Below are 16491 nucleotides of genomic sequence, written 5' to 3'. Positions count from 1 at the left end.
GCGCGCCGCCACGGCTTGCCCGGCCGGGCGGCGCACCGCATGGCCGCCTCCCGGCAGGGCTAGAATCCGCCGCATGACTGAAAACTGCCGCAAATGAGCCTGTCCGCCACGTCTTTCCCGCTCCCCGCGCTTTCCGCCATTGGCTGGCGCTGGCCGCCGCAGGCGCTGGAGCCTGGCTGGGCGGCGCTGCTGGCGGCGCATCCGGCCGCGCGGCCGGCGCGGATCGTCGAACAGCACCGCAGCGGCTATCGCGTGGCCGAGGTCATCGACCAGGTCGACCCGGCCGAATCGCTGCCGGAATGGCAGCGCGCCGGCAGCTACCGCAAGGGCGAGATTAATCCCGAGGCGCGCCCCGCGGTGGGCGACTGGGTGCTGGTGGAAGGCGAGGCGCCGAAATCGCTGCGGATCGTCGCGCTGCTGCCGCGTTTTTCCGCGATCAAGCGCGGCGCCGCCGGCGAGCACTACCGCCAGCAGGTGATCGCCGCCAACATCGATACGGTGTTCGTGGTCTGCGGGCTGGATGCCGACTTCAACCCGCGCCGGATCGAGCGTTACCTGCTGCTGGTGGCCGGCAGCGGCGTGCAGCCGGTGGTCGTGCTGACGAAATCCGACCGGGCCGACGCCGACGTCGAGGCCGCATTGCAGGCACTGCGTGCGCTGGGGGTGCCGGTGCTGGCGCTGAACGCCAGAGACCCGGCCGCCGCCGCTGCGCTGGCGCCGTGGCTGGGCGCGGGTTGCAGCGTGGTGCTGGTGGGCAGCTCCGGCGCGGGCAAGTCGACCCTGAGCAACACCCTGCTCGGCATCGAGAAGATGAAGACCGGCGCGGTGCGCGAAAGCGACGCCCGTGGCCGCCACACCACCACCCACCGCGCGCTGCTGGCGCTGCCCGAGGGTGCTTGCCTGATTGATACCCCGGGCATGCGCGAGCTCAAGCCCACCGGCGAAGAAGACGTTGCGGAAAGCTTCGCCGACGTCGAGGCGCTGGCGGAGCAGTGCCGCTTCCGCGACTGCAAGCATGCGCAGGAGCCGGGTTGCGCGGTGCGCGCGGCGGTGGAAAGCGGCGAGCTGGACGTTCATCGCGTCGCCAACTTCCTCAAGCTGTCGGACGAGGTGGCGGGTGCGGCCAATCGGCTCGCCACCCGGCTGGCGCAGAAGGCCGATGCCAAGGTGCCGGGCAAGGCCAAGGCGCAATATCGGCGGCCGGACGAGAGGCATGGCCGGCACTGACGCCATCGCCCATCACGCTGCGCTCGACGCGCGGATGGCGCGCGCGGCCAAGCCGATCCGGCTGCTCAGCCTGGCCAGCTGGCCGGCCAGCGAACAGCAGGCCTTCCTTGCCGGCTGGGCGCGCGGCAATCCCCGGCTGCCGGACTACCAGTATCCGAAGCACGATTTCTCCGAGGCGCGCCGCGAGCTGGCCGCGGTCGCCGCGGCAGCCGATCCCGCGCATCCGCTCGGCCAGTATCTGGTCGAATCCGCGCAGGGCTGGGTGCTGGCCGCCGAGCTGCTGGAGCATCTCGGCAGCAGGCAGGTGACCGACCTGTCGATCGCGCTGTTCGGCACTCCGGATCAGGCGCTGCCGGGCGGCATCACCACCCGCGAGGCGGCCAACCATTTCCTGCGCGTGGCGGATGATTTCGACCGCGAGCTGATCGCGCCCGCCGAACAGGTGCAGATTTCCGCTACCGCGCTGGCGCTGCGGCTGCAGTCCGAGCTGGACGACTTCTTCGACAGCCGCGTCATCGGCGTCGAACTCGACCCCGACCTGATCGCCAAGGCCGCCGCCGGCGCCACCCGCATCCGCCTGCGCTCGGGCGCGGCGTTCTCCGACTACGACCTGCAGCAGCTGCTGCAGCACGAGGCGTTCGTGCATTCGCTGACCGCGCTCAACGGCCGGCAGCAGGAGATCCTGCCCAGCCTGGCACTGTCCTCGCCGCGGGTCACCGCCACCCAGGAGGGCTTGGCGGTGTTCGCCGAGCAGATCACCGGCAGCATCGACATCGAACGGATGAAGCGGGTCAGCCTGCGCATCGAGGCGGTGGCGATGGCGCTGGAGGGCGCGGACTTCCTGCAGGTGTTCCGCTACTTCCTCGAGTCCGGCCAAGCCGAAGTGGAGAGCTTCACCTCGGCGCAGCGCGTGTACCGCGGCGTGCCCACCAGCGGCGGCGCCGCGTTCACCAAGGACACCGTGTACCTGCGCGGACTGCTGGGCGTGCACACCTTCTTCCGCTGGGCGCTCAAGCACCGCAAGCTGCGGCTGTGCCGGCTGCTGTTCGCCGGCAAGATGACCCTGGCCGACGTGCAGCGCTTCGAGCCGCTGTTCGAAAGCGGCGACCTGCGCGAGCCGCGCTGGCTGCCGCCGTGGGTGGCGCGCGCCAACGGGCTGGCCGGGACGCTGGCGTTCTCGCTGTTCGCCAATCGGATCCGGCTGGAGCAGGTGGTGTCGGCGGAAAGCGTGGCCGATCTCTAGGCCGCGTCCAGCAACAGGTTCGCGGCGCGCTCGCCGCTGCCCATCGCCAGCGTCCAGCCGAGCATGCCGTGGCCGATGTTCAGCACCAGGCCGTCGCGCGGCTGACGGATGACCGGGCTGGAGGAAGGCGTTGCCGGGCGCAGGCCGGCCCAGCGGCTTTCGATGCGGTCATAGTCCGCGGCCTCCGGCAGCGAGTCGCGGGCCATCGCGATGAGCTGCTGCATGCGCGCCGGGTCGGGCCTCGGATCCCAATGGTTGAGGTCGGCAAGGCCGGCCACGCGGATCCGTTCGCCCAGCCGGCAGAACACCAGCTTGCGCGCGGTGTCGGTGATGCTGGCCCTCGGTGCATGGGCGCCGCAGGGGGAGGTGAACGAATAGCCCTTGATCGCCATCAGCGGCGAGGCCAGGCCCAGCGTCCGCAGCAGCGCGTGGCTGTCGATGCCGGCGCAGATCGCGATTTTTCCCGCCTGCACGCTGTCGCCGTTGGCCGCGTGCAGGCGCCAGTGCGCGCCCTCGCGCTGCGCGCGCTGCAGATCGAAGCCGAAGCGCGCCTGCATGCCGTACTGCGCCTGCAGGATCTGCAGCAGGCCGCTGCAGAACCGCCACGGATCGCCGGCTTCCTCTTCCGGCGAATGCACCGCGCCGACCATGCCGCGTGCGTCCGCCAGCGCCGGTTCGGCGGCGATCGCCTCGGCGGGCGAGAGCAGCTGCTGGCGCACCCCGAACTGCCGCTTGGTGTCGATCATCGCCCGCGCCTTCGGCAGCGCGGCGGCGTCGTAGTACACGTGCAGCTTGCCGGCCACCCGATGTTGGAAGTCGAGCGGATGGCGCGCCAGCAGCGCATCCATTGCCGCCTTCGATTCCAGCGCCAGCGCCAGCGTCGCCAGGGTGTTGCGCTGCAGGCGCGCGGCGGTGGCGTTGCGCAGGAAGGCCAGGCCCCAGGCCCAGAAATGCGGGTCCAGCGAGGCGCGCACGCGGAAGGCGGCGTCGCCGCCGGCCAGCATGCCGGGCAGCTGCTTCCACATTGCCGGGCCGGCCATCGCGTCGGTATAGGCGTAGCTGAGCTGGGCACCGTTGGCGAACGAGGCGCCCAGCGCCGGGCCATCGGCGCGGTCGAGCAGCAGCACCCGCAAGCCGCGGCGCGCCAGTGCCCAGGCAGTGGCCAGGCCGACCACGCCGGCGCCGACCACCGCCACGTCGGCATCGCCACCTGCGGGCATCAGTGCGGCCACAGATTGATGAAGCCGGTGATGATCAGCGCGTTGGTGAAGTCGATGAAGAACGCGCCCACCAGCGGCGCCACCAGGAACGCCCGCGGCGCGGCGCCGTAACGCTCCACCAGCGTGCGCATCACCGCCATCGCGTTGGCGGTGGTGCCGAGCATGAAGCCGATGAAGCCGCCGCCCATCACCGCGGCGTCGTAGTCGCGGCCCATCGCGCGGAACACCAGCGCGCAGAATGCGGTCACCAGCAGCGCCTGCAGGCCCAGGTTGACCAGCAGCGGCAGCGCCAGCCCGGCCAGCTCCCACAGCTTCAGGTTCATCAGCGCCACCGCCAGGAACAGCGACAGGCAGACGTTGCCGATCAGCTCGGTGGTCGGCACCGACAGCCCGATCAGGCGGGTGCGGTCGTCGAGGTTGCGCACCAGCGCGCCGACCAGCATCGCGCCGACGTAGGCCGGCAGGGTGATGCCGGTGGCGGAAATCGCCTTGCTCACCCACGCACCCAGCCACATCGCCACCAGGATCACCACGATGCTCTTGAGCGCGCTGTATTCGCGTTCGGCCTCGCTGGCGGCCGGCAGGGTGGCCGAATCGGCCGGCGCGCGGTGGTCGTCGGGACGGATCGAGGTCAGGTTGAAGCGGCGGATCAGCAGCGTAGCCACCGGCCCGCCGATCAGCCCGCCACAGACGATGCCCGCCATCGCCGAGGCCACCGCGATCGATTCCGCTCCGGCCACGCCGGCGCGTTCGAACAGCGGCGCGAATGCCAGCCCGGTGGCGGGGCCGCCGGTCAGGGTGGTGGAACCGGCCAGCACGCCGAACAGCGGATGCAGGCCGAAGCCGGTCGCCACCGCCATGCCCAGCAGGTTCTGCGCCACCGCGAACACGGAGGCAAGCAGCAGGAACAGCATCACCTGGCGGCCGCTGATCCGCAGCAGCCAGACGCTGGCGTTGAAGCCGATGGTGGTGAAGAACGCGATCATCAGCGGGCTTTGCAGGCCGGTATCGAGCACGAACAGGCTCGCGCCGCGCGCGTGCGCGATCCATGCGGCCAGCGCGAACACCAGCCCGCCGATCACTGGCGGCGGCAGGTTGTAGCGGCCCAGCACCGGGATCACCCGGCACAACCCGTAACCCAGGAACAGGGCAAGGCCGGCCAGCGCCAGCGTCTGCACGGCATCGAGTTGCAGCATGTCGCGGGGTCTCCGGCGGCGCCGGTGGCGGAACCGGCCGGCATGAAGCCGTTATCATCCCCTATCCGCACCATGGAATGCGCTTCGATGTCCGACACCCCCGCCAGCGACGATCTGAAACAGGCTGCTCTCGACTATCACCGGCAGGAACCGAAGGGCAAGATCCGGGTCACCGCGACCAAGCCGATGGTGACCCAGCGGGACCTGGCACTGGCCTATTCGCCGGGCGTGGCGTACGCCTGCGAGGAGATCGCCGCCGATCCCACCAAGGCCAGCGAATACACCGCGCGCGGCAACCTGGTGGCGGTGATTTCCAACGGCACCGCGGTGCTGGGCCTGGGCGACATCGGCCCGTTGGCCGGCAAGCCGGTCATGGAAGGCAAGGGCATCCTGTTCCAGAAGTTCGCCGGCATCGACGTGTTCGACCTCGAGATCGACGAGCGCGACCCGGACAAGCTGGTCGACATCATCGCCAGCCTGGAGCCGACCTTCGGCGGCATCAATCTGGAAGACATCAAGGCGCCGGAATGCTTCATCGTCGAGCGCAAGCTGCGCGAGCGGATGAAGATCCCGGTATTCCACGACGACCAGCACGGCACCGCGATCATCGTCGGCGCGGCGATCCTGAATGCGCTTGAAGTGGCGGGCAAGAACATCGCCGAGGTGAAGCTGGCCACCACCGGCGCCGGCGCCGCCGGCATCGCCTGCCTGGACATGCTGGTGGCGCTGGGGGTGAAGCCGGAGAACATCCTGGCGTTCGACCGCGACGGCGTGATCCACAGCGGCCGTGCCAACCTCGATCCGGACAAGGCCCGCTACGCGCGCGACACCGACAAGCGCACGCTGGCCGAAATCGTCGACGGCGCCGACGTGTTCCTCGGCCTGTCCGCAGGCGGCATCCTGAAGCCGGAGATGGTGGCCACGATGGCCCCCAACCCGGTCATCCTGGCGCTGGCCAATCCATACCCGGAGATCCTGCCGGACGACGCCAAGGCGGTGCGCCCGGACGCCATCATCGCCACCGGCCGGTCCGACTTCCCGAACCAGGTCAACAACGCGGTCTGCTTCCCCTACATCTTTCGCGGCGCGCTGGACGTGGGTGCCACCCAGATCAACGAGGCGATGAAGCTGGCCTGCGTGCGCGCGATCGCCGCGCTGGCGCGCCAGGAAGCTTCCGATCTCGGCGCGGCCTACGGTGGCGAGGTGCCGACCTTCGGCCGCGAATACCTGATCCCGCGCCCGTTCGACCCGCGCCTGCTGACCATGCTGGCGCCGGCGGTGGCGCAGGCGGCGATGGATTCCGGCGTGGCCCAGCGCCCGCTGGCCGATGTCTGCGCCTATCGCGAGAAGCTCAGCCAGTTCATCCACCGCACCAGCCTGATGATGAAGCCGGTGTATGAGCGCGCCCGCGCCGACCGCAAGCGCGTGGCCTACGCCGAGGGCGAGGAGTACGTGGTGCTGCGTGCGGTGCAGACGGTGATCGACGAAGGCCTGGCCTTCCCGGTGCTGATCGGCCGCCCGGAGGTGATCGAAAGCCGGATCGAAAAACTGGGCCTGCGGATGCGCGCCGGGGTGGATTTCGAGCTCACCAACATCAACGACGATCCGCGCTTCGACGATTACTGGAAGCAGTACCACGCGCTGACCGAGCGCCGCGGCGTGACCCCGGACGCGGCCAAGAACCTGCTGCGCTCGCGGCCCACCCTGATCGCCTCGCTGATGGTCGAGCGCGGCGAAGCCGACGCGCTGATCTGCGGCCTGGTCGGCCGCTACCACAAGAAGCTGGGCTACCTGCGCAGCGTGTTCGACTTCGAGCCCGGGGTCACCGGCACCGCGGCGATGACCGGGGTCATCAACGACAAGGGCGCGTGGTTCTTCGTCGACACCCACGTGCAGCTGGACCCGTCCGCCGAGCAGATCGCCGAGGCCACGCTGCAGGCCAGCTACCGCCTCAAGCTGTTCGGGATCGAGCCGAAGGTGGCGCTGCTGTCGCATTCCAACTACGGCAGCCACCTCGACGGCAGCGCCGGCAAGATGCGGCAGGCATTCGAGATCATCCGCCGGCGCGCGCCGAAGCTGGAGGTGGACGGCGAGATGATGGCCGATACCGCCTGGGACGAGGCGCTGCGCCTGCGCATGTTCCCCAACACCACGCTGAAGGGCCGGGCCAACCTGCTGGTGATGCCGAACCTGGACGCCGCCAACATCGCCTACAACCTGATCCGGGTCGCCACCGGCGGCGTCGCCATCGGGCCGATCCTGATGGGCCTGGACCGGCCGGCGCATATCCTGACCCCGGCGTCGTCGTCGCGGCGGGTGGTCAACATGACCGCCATCGCGGCGGTGGACGCGCAGATCCGCGCCGAGCTTCGCGCCCGCAACGGCTGAACCGCGCGGCGTCCAGCCGCGTTCCACGCCTGCATTCGAGCCCCGGTGCACCGCACCGGGGCGTTGGTCTGCGCGTGCATTGCGCCGCTGCCGGCGAGCTGCGTGGCGGGTTGCATCGATGCCCGGTCGATGCGGCACTGCTTGATTTGAAAAATCCGGGTAAAAACAAATTTGAGTTGCATTGCAGCATCCGCCGGCGCCCGGCGCTTGCTAGACTCGGCCTTTCGACACTGTCCGGCCGATGGAGCGCGCGCGATGAACTGGCTCAACGAAATGCTGCAGAACGATCCCGATCCGCAGGAATCCCGCGAGTGGATCGAGTCGCTGAAGGCGGTCATCGACCATGACGGCCCGCAGCGCGCGCACCAGCTGCTGGAGAGCATGGTCGAAATGACCCGCCGCGCCGGCACCCACCTGCCGTTCGCGCCGACCACCGCCTACATCAACACCATCCCCGCGCACATGGAGCCGCGGATGCCGGGCGATGCGCACCTGGAATGGCGGATCCGCTCGATGATCCGCTGGAACGCCATGGCCATGGTGGTGCGCGCCAACCGCAAGCCGGGTTCGCTGGGCGGCCACATCGCCAGCTTCGCCAGCTCGGCCACGCTGTACGACGTCGGCTTCAACCACTTTTGGCGCGCGCCGTCCGACCAGCACCCGGGCGACCTGCTCTACATCCAGGGCCACAGCTCGCCGGGCATCTATGCCCGCGCCTTCATGGAAGGCCGGTTCAGCGAATCGCAGCTGGACAGCTTCCGCATGGAAGTGGACGGCCGCGGCATCTCCAGCTATCCGCACCCGTGGCTGATGCCGGATTTCTGGCAGACCCCCACCGTCAGCATGGGCCTGGGCCCGCTGGCCGCGATCTACCAGGCGCGCAGCTGGAAGTACCTGGAAGCGCGCGGGCTGATGCCGAAGACCGACCGCAAGGTGTGGTGCTTCCTCGGCGACGGCGAAACCGACGAGCCGGAATCGCTGGGCGCCATTGGTGTTGCCGGCCGCGAAGGGCTGGACAACCTGGTGTTCGTCATCAACTGCAACCTGCAGCGCCTGGACGGGCCGGTGCGCGGCAACGGCAAGATCATCCAGGAACTGGAAGGCCAGTTCCGCGGCGCCGGCTGGAACGTCATCAAGACCATCTGGGGCAGCTACTGGGATCCGCTGCTGGCCAAGGACACCAACGGCGTCCTGCGCAAGATCATGATGGAGACCGTCGACGGCGAGTACCAGAACTGCAAGGCCTTCGGCGGCGCCTACACCCGCGAGCATTTCTTCGGCAAGTCGCCGGAAACGCTGGCGATGGTGTCCAGCCTCAGCGACGACGACATCTGGCGCCTCAACCGCGGCGGCCACGACCCGCACAAGGTGTACGCGGCCTACGACGCGGCGGTGAAGACCACCGGCCAGCCCACCGTGATCCTGGCCAAGACGGTCAAGGGTTACGGCATGGGCAGCGCGGGCGAGGCACTCAATCCCACCCACCAGACCAAGAAGCTGGACAACGACGCGGTGCGCGCGTTCCGCGACCGCTTCCAGCTGCCGATCAGCGACGATGCGCTGCGCGACGGCGAAGTGCCGTTCTACCGCCCGGACGAGAAGTCGCCGGAAATGGAGTACATGCGCGATCGCCGCGCCGCCCTCGGCGGGCATCTGCCGCAGCGCCGGCGCAAGGCCAGCCAGGCGCTGGAAGTGCCGCCGCTGGCAACCTTCGAACGCCTGCTGAAGTCCACCGGCGAGCGCGAGATCAGCACCACCATGGCGTTCGTGCAGATGTTCAACATCATCCTGCGCGACAAGCAGGTCGGCCCGCGCTGCGTGCCGATCGTGGCCGACGAAGCCCGCACCTTCGGCATGGAAGGGCTGTTCCGCCAGCTCGGCATCTATGCCCCGCAGGGCCAGAAGTACAAGCCGGTGGACGCCGACCAGCTGATGTTCTATCGCGAGGACGCCGCCGGGCAGGTACTGGAGGAAGGCATCACCGAGGCCGGCGCGTTCGCCAGCTGGATGGCGCTGGCCACCGCCTACAGCAGCAGCAACCTGCAGATGCTGCCGTTCTACATCTATTACTCGATGTTCGGCTTCCAGCGCGTGGGCGACTTCGCCTGGCAGGCCGGCGACATGCGCGCGCGCGGCTTCGTGCTGGGCGGCACCGCCGGCCGCACCACCCTCAACGGCGAGGGCCTGCAGCACGAGGATGGCCATTCGCACGTGCAGAGTTCGCTGATCCCGAACGTGCGCAGCTATGACCCCACCTTCGCCTACGAAGTGGTGACGCTGGTGCAGTACGGCATGCAGCGGATGCTGGCCGAGCAGCACGACGAGTACTTCTACATCACCCTGATGAACGAGAACTACAGCCATCCGGAGATGCCGCAGGGCAGCGAGGAAGGGATCATCAAGGGCATGTACCTGCTGCGCGACGCCGGCAAGGGCAAGAAGACCGACCTGCGCGTGCAGCTGCTGGGCAGCGGCACCATCCTGCGCGAAGTGATCGCCGCGGCCGAGCTGCTGGACAAGGACTTCGGCATCAAGGCCGATCTGTGGTCCTGCCCCAGCTTCACCGAGCTGGCCCGCGATGGTGGCGACGTGGAGCGCTGGAACCGCTTCCATCCGGAAGCCAAGGCGCCACGCAAGGCATGGGTGACGCGGTTGCTGGAAGGCCGCCAGGGCCCGGCCATCGCCGCCACCGATTACGTGCGCACGTTCGCCAACCAGATCCGCGAATACGTGCCGATGCGCTACAGCGTGCTGGGCACCGATGGCTACGGCCGCAGCGACACCCGCGAGAACCTGCGCCGCCACTTCGAGGTGGACCGCTACCACGTCGCCCACGCCGCGGTTGCCGCGCTGGCCGCCGAAGGCAAGCTCACCGCCAAGGACGTCGCCCGCGCGATCAAGCTCTACAAGCTGGACACGGAGCGGCCGAACCCGCTGCTGGCCTGATCGCCGGACGGACCTCCCGCCGCGCACCGGCGGGAGCCCCGGAAGGAAAAAGGCGGCCACCGGCCGCCTTTTTCGTGCGTGGATCGCAAGTGGATCAGTCCCTGCCTGCCGCCGCGGGGGTGCTGCCGAAGTCGCCCTCCGCCTGTGCCGCCAGCCAGGTGAACACCGCATAGGCCGCCGTGTTCTGCGCCAGGTCCTTGGGGTCGATCTTGTCGAGGGTGTCCTCGGCGTTGTGGTGCAGGTCGAAGTAGCCGCTGCCATCGTGGCCCAGCCAGGCCCAGGCCATGCCGCGCTGGGTCATCGGGCCGATGTCGGACTCCGGATCGCCCTTGCCCGGCATCCACTCGATGCCCAGCGGCGCCAGCACCTGCTGGATCTGCGCCAGCGCCGCCGGCTGCAGGTCGCGCGCGCTGGCATCGAAGCCGTAGATGCGCCCCGCGCCGAAATCACTCTCCATCGCGACCACGTGGTTGGCGACGTCGGCGGCGTGCCTGTCGGCGTAGGCGCGCCCGCCCCACAGCCCCTGTTCCTCGTTGGCGAAGGCGACCACGCGGATCGTGCGCGCGGGCCGCATCGGCTTGAGCAGTGCGCCCACCGCCATGGTGATGCCGATGCCGGCGGCATCGTCGATCGCGCCGGTGCCGTAGTCCCAGGAATCCAGGTGCCCGCCGATCAGCACGACTTCCTGCGGGCGCTTGCTGCCGGTGATCTCGCCAATCACGTTCTGCGAGGTGTATTCGCCGTCCCAGCCGCAGTCCAGCGCCAGCCGCACGCGGGTGGGGCCCAGCGCCACCAGCCGCGCCAGCTGGGCGGCGTCGATGGTGGACAGGGCGGCGGCCGGGATCGGCTGCAGGCCCTTTTCGTAGCGGGTATTGCCGGTATGTGGCGCGCGCGAGGTGTCGGTGCCGGCCGAGCGCATCAAAAAGCCGGCCGCGCCCTTGCGGATCGCCAGCGACGGACCGCGCCCGCGGATGCCGCCGCCGGTGCGGTAATCGCCGCCGTCCTGTCGCCGCTGCATCTGGTAGTCGACGAAGGCGATCTTGCCTGCCAGAGAACCGTCCGGTGCGGCTTCCAGCGCGGCCAGATCGGCAAAGCGCACCACTTCGGCTTCCACCGTGCCGCCGGCGCTGCCGCCCAGCGCCGCCACCCGCAGCGGTTGCGCGTGCGCGCCCAATACCTGCGCGGCTTCGCCGCGGCGCACCCATTTCGGGAAGGTGACCGGCTCGGTCCACACCCTGTCGTAGCCCAGCGCCTTGAACTTCGCCTTGGCCCATTCCACCGCGCGCGCGTCGGCTTCGCTGCCGGCCAGGCGCGGACCCACCTCGGTGGTCAGCGACTCGGTGACCTGCCAGGCGGTGGCGTCCTTCAGCACCGCATCGCGCAGGTTGGCGGCCTGGGTGAGCGCCTTGGCATCGATGCGGGTGGGTTGCGCCGCCTGCAGCGGGTTGGCGACCAGCAGGGCAAGGGTGGCGGCAAGCAGGGTGATGCGCATCGACGGGCTCCACAAACGGAAAGCCCCCAGTCTAGGCCCGGGGCTTGCGCTGCGACCGTGCCGGAAGTTTCACTTCCGCAGCGAATCGCGGATCTCGCGCAGCAGCAGGACTTCTTCCGCAGGTGCGGCCGGCGCGGCGGGGGCGGCTTCCGGCTTCTTGTGCATCTTGTTGATGCCTTTGACCACCATGAAGATGGCGAAGGCCACGATCACGAACTGGATCAGCGCGTTGATGAACTCGCCGTAGCCCAGCACCACCGCCGGCACTTCCTTGCCGGCGGCATCCACCGTTGCCGCCTTCAGCGTGATGACCAGCTTGGAGAAGTCGACGCCACCGATCAGCAGGCCGATCGGCGGCATGATCACCTTGTCCACCAGCGCGGAAACAATCTTGCCGAACGCGCCGCCGATCACCACGCCCACGGCAAGGTCGATCACGTTGCCGCGCATCGCGAACTCACGGAACTCGGTCATCATTCCCATCGGTTGCACTCCCCTGGTGGCGTGAAGCCGAAGGTTAACCGTTCGCGGGCGCGATGTGGCCCTGCAGCCGCAGCGCATCGCCGATGCGGGCCTCGAAGCGATCGCCCGGCTGCAGCGCAGCCACGCCGGCGGGCGTGCCCATGAACACCAGGTCGCCGGCGCGCAGCGCGTACAGCTTCGACAGCTCGTGCAGGATCTCGGGCACGTCCCAGATCAGCTGGTCCAGATGCGACTGCTGGCGACGCTCGCCATTGATGTCCAGGGAGATCGGCTGCGCCTGCAGCGGCCCGAACGCGGCCACTGGCAGCAACGTCGACACCGGCGCGGAATGATCGAAGCCCTTGCCGGTATCCCACGGCAGGCCCTTGGCCTTGGCCGCAGCCTGCAGATCGCGGCGGGTCAGGTCGAGGCCGACGCCGTAGCCGAACACCAGCGCGGCGGCGGCCTCCACCGGCAACACCCCGACGGGCGCATCCCGACCCAGCGCCACCACCAGCTCCACCTCGTGGTGCAGGTCGGACGTGCCGGGCGGGTAGGGCACCACGCCATCGGTGACGATGGCATCGGCCGGCTTCATGAAGAACACCGGGGTACCGCGCTCGGCCTTCGAGGCCGGCACCGCGGCACCCATTTCGCGCGCGTGGTCGGCGAAGTTGCGGCCCACGCAGTAGATCCGGCGCACCGGGAACGTGCCCAACGCGGCGCCGCTGCCGTCAACCACGGCGATGCGCGGCGTGGCCGCGGCGACAATCAGATCCATCAGTGCGCCAGCGGCAGCTGCGCCTTGCCGACGACCCGGTAGCTGCCTTCGAAGGCCTGATCGCGGCGACGCACGCCGGCGCGGGCGCCGCGCTGCACCCACAGCCGCCACAGCAGGCCGCCGGCCAGCATCGCCGCCCCGACGAACACGCCCACCACCACCAGCGCCAGCAGCAGGGCGACGCCGAGCAGGCCCACGGCGACGCGCAGCAGCGGATGGCGCGGCCTGCGCGGAGCGTTGAAGGCAAGGTTGCGGAAACGCAGGAAGGTGCGGCGGTGGAAGCTGGACATCGTGGTGAAGATCCTGAACGCGACAGCGTCATGACACAATGCGGCGAAGTATCGGCAGAACCGGCGGGGCAGTTGTGAGTAGTTCGTTAAATGAGGTCGTGGCGCTGGCACCGCTGGACGCCCTGCCACCGGACAGCCTGCACGCCTGCGATGCGCCGGTCGATGGCGAAAACGAACCGCTGATCCTCTATCGCGACCCGCAGGGCGAGGTGCGCGCCTGGCGCAACGTCTGCCCGCACGCCGGGCGCCGGCTGGACTTCGCGCCCGGCAGGTTCCTGCGCAGCAAGGCCGGCGAACTGGTCTGCGCGGTGCACGGCGCGACCTTCGCGCTGCCGCAGGGCAACTGCGTGGCCGGCCCCTGCCGCGGCGACTGCCTGCGTGCGGTGCCGGTGCACGTGGCCGAAGGCGAAGTGCGGCTGGGTGACGCCGGCTGATCCTGCCCGGCCTCAGAAGATCAGGTTCACCATCAGCACGATGATGCAGGTGTAGAGCAGGGTCAGCGGGCCGCCGGCGCGCCACATGTCGCGCGGGGTGTAGCCGGCCGGGCCGGTGATCATCGACACCGACGGATTGGACGCGGTGATGAAGTTGTTGGACGCCGACAGCGCCACGATCAGCGCGAACGCGGTGGGATTGCCGCCCACCGCCAGCGCCAGGTTGATCGCCAGCGGCACCAGCACGATGGTGGCGCCGACGTGGCTGATCACCATCGAGAAGGCGGTGGTGAACAGCGCCAGCGCCAGCCCGATCAGCCACGGCGGCATGCCTTCCGGCAGCCGCTCGATGCTGTGCCCGGCCACCCACGCGGCGGCGCCGCTGGAATCCATCGCCCAGCCCAGCGGGATCAGGCAGGCCATCAGGAACACGGTCTTCCAGCTGATCGCGGCGTAGGCCTCGTCCATCTTCAGCACGCCGGTCACCAGCATCCCGGCCACGCCGGTCATCAGCGCGATCGAAGTGGGGATGCGAGTGGACAGAGCCAGCAGCATGGTGACCGCGAAGATCGCCATCGCGATCTTGAATTTGTGCGGGCGCTGCTCGCCCTTGGGATAGTCGGTGACCACCACGAAGTCGCGGCTGCGCGCGGCTTCGGCCAGGTCGGTCCAGATGCTGTGCAGCACCAGCATGTCGCCGGCGCGGATCGGGATGTTGCGCACGTCGTCGCGCAGCACCTGCTTGTCGCGGTTGATCGCCAGCAGGCTCAGGCCGAACTGCTTGCGCAGGCGCAGCTGCGCCTGCGGCTTGCCGATGAAGCCGGAGGTGGGCGGCACCACCGCTTCGGAAATGCCGGCGCGGCTGGGGTTGAACAGGTCGGCGAAGGCGCGCAGGCGGGCGGAGTCGCGCAGGAAGTTCTTCTGCGCGAAGTCGGCGATGCGCTGGCGCTCGCCCATCACGCCCAACACGCTGCCCACCCAGATGCGGGTGTCGGCCGGCGGCGCCAGCCGCGATTCGTTGCCGGTCTGCAGCGCCAGCAGCAGCGGCATGTCGACCAGCGATTCGGCGTCGCCCACGCTCATGCCCACCAGCGGGCTGTCGGCGCTGACGGTGAGCTCGTGGATGTCGCCATCGATGCCGTAGGCGCGGGCGAAATAGCTCTGGGTGCGCGCGGGGGTGACCGCGTCGTCGCCATCCTCGCGCAGCACGCGGTTGCCGAAGAAGTGGAAATACGCCAGCGAGCCGGCCAGCAGCGCCAGCCCGATCGGCAGCGGCGCGAACATCTTCAGTGGCTGCAGCGCGGCCGCGCCGGACGGCATGTTGGCGTTGGCCGACACCAGCAGGTCGTTGAGCAGGATCAGTGGCGAGTTGCCGACCATGGTCAGGCTGCCGCCCATGATGATCGCCGCCGACATCGGCATCAGCAGCCGCGACAGGCTGATGCCGGTGCGCGCGGTCAGCCGCGAGGCCACCGGCAGGTACAGCGCGGTGGCCGAGGTGTTCTGGATGAATGCCGAATTCAGCCCGGCCACCGCCGAGGACAGCAGCAGCAGCCGTTGCTCGACGCCGTGTGCGCGCCGCAGCAGCCAGCTGGCCAGGCGGTTGAGCGCGCCGGTGCGGTCCAATCCCGCGCCCAGGATCATGGTGGCGATGACGTTCATCACCGCGTCCGAGGAGAAGCCGCCGAAGATGTCCTCCGGCGCCACCAGCCCGGTCAGCCCCAGCACCACCAGCACCACCAGCGCGGCGGCGTCCGCGCGGATGCGCTCGAACAGGAACATCGCCATGGTGAACGCCACCAGGCCCAGCACCCAGAGCATGTCGCCGGTGAGGGTGAGGGTGGTGTCCATCAGGTGTCGTCGGCTTCCTTACGTGTTGGCCCGCGGCTCAGCAGCGGTGGTACAGCAGGTCCCAGACGCCGTGCCCCAGCTTCTGCCCGCGCGTCTCGAAATGGGTCTGCGGCCGCCATTCCGGTCGCGGCACGTGGCCGCGCGGCCCGGCAGTGTTGACCAGGCCGGCGGTGGCATCGAGCACATCCCACATCTGCTCCGCATACTCCTGCCAATCGGTGGCGAGGTGCAAGCGGCCATCGGGCGCGAGCTTGCGCACCAGCAGCGCGGCGAACGCCGGATTCACCAGCCGGCGCTTGTGGTGGCGCTTCTTGTGCCAGGGATCGGGAAAGTAGATGCGCACCTCGTCGAGACTGCCGTCGCCGATCTCGTTTTCCAGCACTTCCACTGCGTCATGGTGGTAGAGCCGGACGTTCTTCGCCTCGTCTTCCGCCAGCGCGTTGAGCAGCCGGCCCACGCCGGGCGCGTGTACTTCGATGCCGATGTGGTCGCGGGCCGGATCGCGCCGCGCCGAGTAGCGCAGCGCCTCGCCGTTGCCGAAACCGATTTCGAGGATGCGCCTGGCGCTGCGGCCGAATGCGGCGTCGAAATCGCGCGCCGCGCCTGCATAGTCCAGACCGAAGCGTGGCCACAGTTCGTCGAAGGCGCGCTGCTGGGCGTCGGTGAAGCGGCCCTGGCGCAGCACGAAGCTGCGCACCTTGCGCACGCCTTCGGTGGCGGTGAAGGGCTTGGGCGGGGCCTTGGCGCCGCTGCTGGAAAACGGGTCGGTCAAATCGGCGGTCTCTGGCGCGGCCTGCGCAAGCATGCAGGCCCGGACGGCTATTGTCGCCGGTTGCGGCGTGTCGTGACGCAGCGCAGCGTGAGGCCGTTATGATTTCATGAAACGATGCTCCGCCATTCGCTGGCGTATGTCGTGATGACGCGGCTGCCACGTCCCTCACAACCGAATTCCCTGTCCAGA

Annotated in this window: 13 protein-coding genes; 5 read left to right on the top strand and 8 right to left on the bottom strand. The window is 69.3% G+C overall.

The window, feature by feature from the left end; genetic code table 11:
- Positions 1-99: 99 nt before the first annotated feature.
- Together rsgA and E5S66_RS11430 are read left to right on the top strand one after the other, a co-directional pair.
- Positions 100-1227, top strand: coding sequence for a ribosome small subunit-dependent GTPase A (gene rsgA / locus E5S66_RS11435; protein WP_425472224.1), 1128 nt, complete (start codon positions 100-102; stop codon positions 1225-1227).
- The gene (locus E5S66_RS11430; RefSeq protein WP_138349369.1) at positions 1214-2470 is read left to right on the top strand and encodes a flavohemoglobin expression-modulating QEGLA motif protein; all 1257 of its coding nucleotides are present in this window, start codon (positions 1214-1216) and stop codon (positions 2468-2470) included. Before rsgA ends, E5S66_RS11430 begins: the two co-directional genes overlap by 14 nt.
- On the opposite strand, the gene E5S66_RS11425 is transcribed toward E5S66_RS11430, so the two are convergent.
- Together E5S66_RS11425 and gltS are read right to left on the bottom strand one after the other, a co-directional pair.
- Positions 2467-3702 carry an FAD-dependent oxidoreductase gene (locus E5S66_RS11425; protein ID WP_212745351.1) on the bottom strand — a complete coding sequence of 412 codons (1236 nt, stop codon included), beginning with the start codon at positions 3700-3702 and terminating at the stop codon, positions 2467-2469. The genes E5S66_RS11430 and E5S66_RS11425 overlap by 4 nt on opposite strands.
- Positions 3690-4886, bottom strand: coding sequence for a sodium/glutamate symporter (gltS, locus tag E5S66_RS11420; RefSeq protein WP_138349367.1), 1197 nt, complete (start codon positions 4884-4886; stop codon positions 3690-3692). Before gltS ends, E5S66_RS11425 begins: the two co-directional genes overlap by 13 nt.
- 87 nt (positions 4887-4973) lie before the next feature.
- Between gltS and E5S66_RS11415 the strand changes: the two genes are divergently transcribed.
- Entirely contained in the window at positions 4974-7274 is a 2301-nt protein-coding gene (locus E5S66_RS11415) for an NADP-dependent malic enzyme (protein WP_138349365.1), read from the top strand.
- A 255-nt stretch (positions 7275-7529) separates the two neighbouring features.
- The gene (gene aceE, locus E5S66_RS11410) at positions 7530-10220 is read left to right on the top strand and encodes a pyruvate dehydrogenase (acetyl-transferring), homodimeric type (protein ID WP_138349363.1); all 2691 of its coding nucleotides are present in this window, start codon (positions 7530-7532) and stop codon (positions 10218-10220) included.
- A 94-nt stretch (positions 10221-10314) separates the two neighbouring features.
- Here the strand turns inward: aceE and E5S66_RS11405 are convergent, their stop codons facing one another.
- From E5S66_RS11405 to E5S66_RS11390, 4 genes are all read right to left on the bottom strand, one after another.
- The gene (locus tag E5S66_RS11405) at positions 10315-11712 is read right to left on the bottom strand and encodes a M28 family peptidase (protein WP_138349361.1); all 1398 of its coding nucleotides are present in this window, start codon (positions 11710-11712) and stop codon (positions 10315-10317) included.
- Positions 11713-11781: 69 nt separating this feature from the next.
- Complete coding sequence (mscL, locus tag E5S66_RS11400) at positions 11782-12195, bottom strand: large-conductance mechanosensitive channel protein MscL (RefSeq protein WP_138349359.1); 414 nt, start codon at positions 12193-12195, stop codon at positions 11782-11784.
- Positions 12196-12229: 34 nt separating this feature from the next.
- Positions 12230-12955, bottom strand: a complete 726-nt coding sequence (locus E5S66_RS11395; protein WP_138349357.1) for a fumarylacetoacetate hydrolase family protein — start codon at positions 12953-12955, stop codon at positions 12230-12232.
- A complete protein-coding gene (locus E5S66_RS11390; RefSeq protein WP_138349355.1) occupies positions 12955-13245 on the bottom strand; it encodes a hypothetical protein in 291 nt (96 codons plus the stop codon). The genes E5S66_RS11395 and E5S66_RS11390 overlap by 1 nt, the downstream gene beginning before the upstream one ends.
- Before the next feature lie 74 nt (positions 13246-13319).
- Between E5S66_RS11390 and E5S66_RS11385 the strand changes: the two genes are divergently transcribed.
- Complete coding sequence (locus E5S66_RS11385) at positions 13320-13679, top strand: Rieske (2Fe-2S) protein (RefSeq protein ID WP_425472220.1); 360 nt, start codon at positions 13320-13322, stop codon at positions 13677-13679.
- A 12-nt stretch (positions 13680-13691) separates the two neighbouring features.
- Here the strand turns inward: E5S66_RS11385 and E5S66_RS11380 are convergent, their stop codons facing one another.
- Entirely contained in the window at positions 13692-15530 is a 1839-nt protein-coding gene (locus E5S66_RS11380; RefSeq protein WP_138349351.1) for an SLC13 family permease, read from the bottom strand.
- Between the two features lie 37 nt (positions 15531-15567).
- Positions 15568-16302, bottom strand: a complete 735-nt coding sequence (gene trmB, locus E5S66_RS11375; RefSeq protein ID WP_138349460.1) for a tRNA (guanosine(46)-N7)-methyltransferase TrmB — start codon at positions 16300-16302, stop codon at positions 15568-15570.
- Positions 16303-16491: the final 189 nt, after the last annotated feature.

This window comes from Thermomonas fusca, from assembly GCF_005862345.1.
GTDB classification, from domain to species: domain Bacteria; phylum Pseudomonadota; class Gammaproteobacteria; order Xanthomonadales; family Xanthomonadaceae; genus Thermomonas; species Thermomonas fusca.
This window is presented reverse-complemented; position numbering and strand designations above follow the sequence as displayed.